Annotated in this window: 2 protein-coding genes; both read left to right on the plus strand. The window is 54.9% G+C overall.

Features of this window, described 5'->3' with window-relative positions; translation table 11 throughout:
• The coding region (locus EIEH_RS17890) for a transposase (protein ID WP_152412044.1) at positions 1-346 on the plus strand (346 nt) is incomplete at its 5' end.
• A gap of 323 nt (positions 347-669) precedes the next feature.
• Positions 670-1,558 (plus strand): leucine-rich repeat domain-containing protein (locus EIEH_RS18570; RefSeq protein ID WP_275039275.1); only part of this gene is annotated, 889 nt, incomplete at its 3' end.

The raw sequence follows: 1,558 nt of genomic DNA on the forward strand, positions 1-1,558 counted from the left end.
CCCGATAATGTTTGAGCCATTGTTGGATGCCCTCCCGGCGTTAGCAGGCAAGAGAGGGCGACCACGATATCGGCCTGACAAGCTACACGCAGACAAGGGGTATGATTTTCGCCGTTGCCGGGATTATCTGAGGCGACGGGGAATCAAGGCCCGTATTGCCCGGCGAGGCGTTGATAGCCATGACCGATTGGGTCGTTATCGCTGGGTTGTAGAGCGAACTCATGGTTGGTTAGCGGGTTTTGGCAAGCTGCGTATTCGCTTCGAACGGCGGCTGGATACCCATCTTGCATTGCTGACGCTGGCTTGTGCTGCTATCTGCTTGCGCTTTGTTGAACGGTTTTGTTAGCGGCTCTAAATAGCAGCAGGTTCAGAGGAGTAACTATCCCGCTGCGCTCTCAGCATTCTGACTGCCCGCTCACCGGGTTCGGGGGGGTAACGCCGGGATGATTTCGCTATCCTGGCGGATCGCCTTTCACTGAAAGTGTCATCTCCCAGAAATCCGCTACGGTTCAGCAAAGATCAGCGTAAAGTCGAAAAGTCAAAAAAGCGCCTTCACGTACAATGCGTTTCAATATCCAAACTGCCCTCCTTTCAAACTGCCCCCTTTAAGGAAAGCCATCCGTTCGGACAGGCGGTATTTATCAACTGAATTAATGGGAAAATTTCACTATGCCACTTTATGTCGGAACCGGATGTTTCCTTGCCACCATCAGCAATAACCACACTAATCACATCTCCAGCGCTGATACCCCACTGGAAATAGACATACATGAGAAAATTCAGGTGTTTTTCTGCTCAACGGACCAGTCTGAAGTCCTGAACTGTCTCCGGGAGATTTGCTACCCGCCAGCCGAAACCACGCGGGAGGCTGTAGCAGACAGATTTGAGCAGCTCAGAACGCTCGCCTATCCCGGATATAGGGAGAATATCCGGACTGATCGCGATGGAGAGAACCACTTCGGTATCCTGGGTGAAGGCGGACAGGAAATAGTATCAGTAACCCTTGATGATACCGGTACCTATACCGTCATCTATCCGGAGGGCATGATGAGACATGACATCAGCCAGCCCGCACCACCAGGCGATGAGGGGCTCCCGGCATCATGTGCTTCAGCTGCTTCCGCCACCGCGGGCCCACAGACAGCGGAAGAGTATGAGGCTGCGTGGTCAGAATGGGAAAGGGCTGCGCCGCCAGAAGAGGCAGCAGACCGTGCCAATACTGTGTGGAAGCTACGTCACTGCATGCAAAATGACACCCTGCTGGATGTCTATGGCCCATCACTGACCAGCCTGCCGCCGCTGCCGCCCGGACTGCAGACGCTGGTGGTCTATAAAACCTCACTGACCAGCCTACCGCCGCTACCGCCCGGGCTGCAAGTGCTGGAGGTTCGTAATACCCGATTGACCAGCCTGCCACAACTGCCCTCCGAACTGCAGACGCTGAATGTCTATAAGACCTCACTGAGCAACCTACCGCAGCTGCCCGACGGGCTGCGGGCACTGATAGTTTCTGACACCTCACTGAGCAGCCTGCCATCGCTACCCTCCAGACTGCGGG

The sequence above is a fragment of the Edwardsiella ictaluri ATCC 33202 genome (assembly GCF_000264785.1).
Classification (GTDB): domain Bacteria; phylum Pseudomonadota; class Gammaproteobacteria; order Enterobacterales; family Enterobacteriaceae; genus Edwardsiella; species Edwardsiella ictaluri.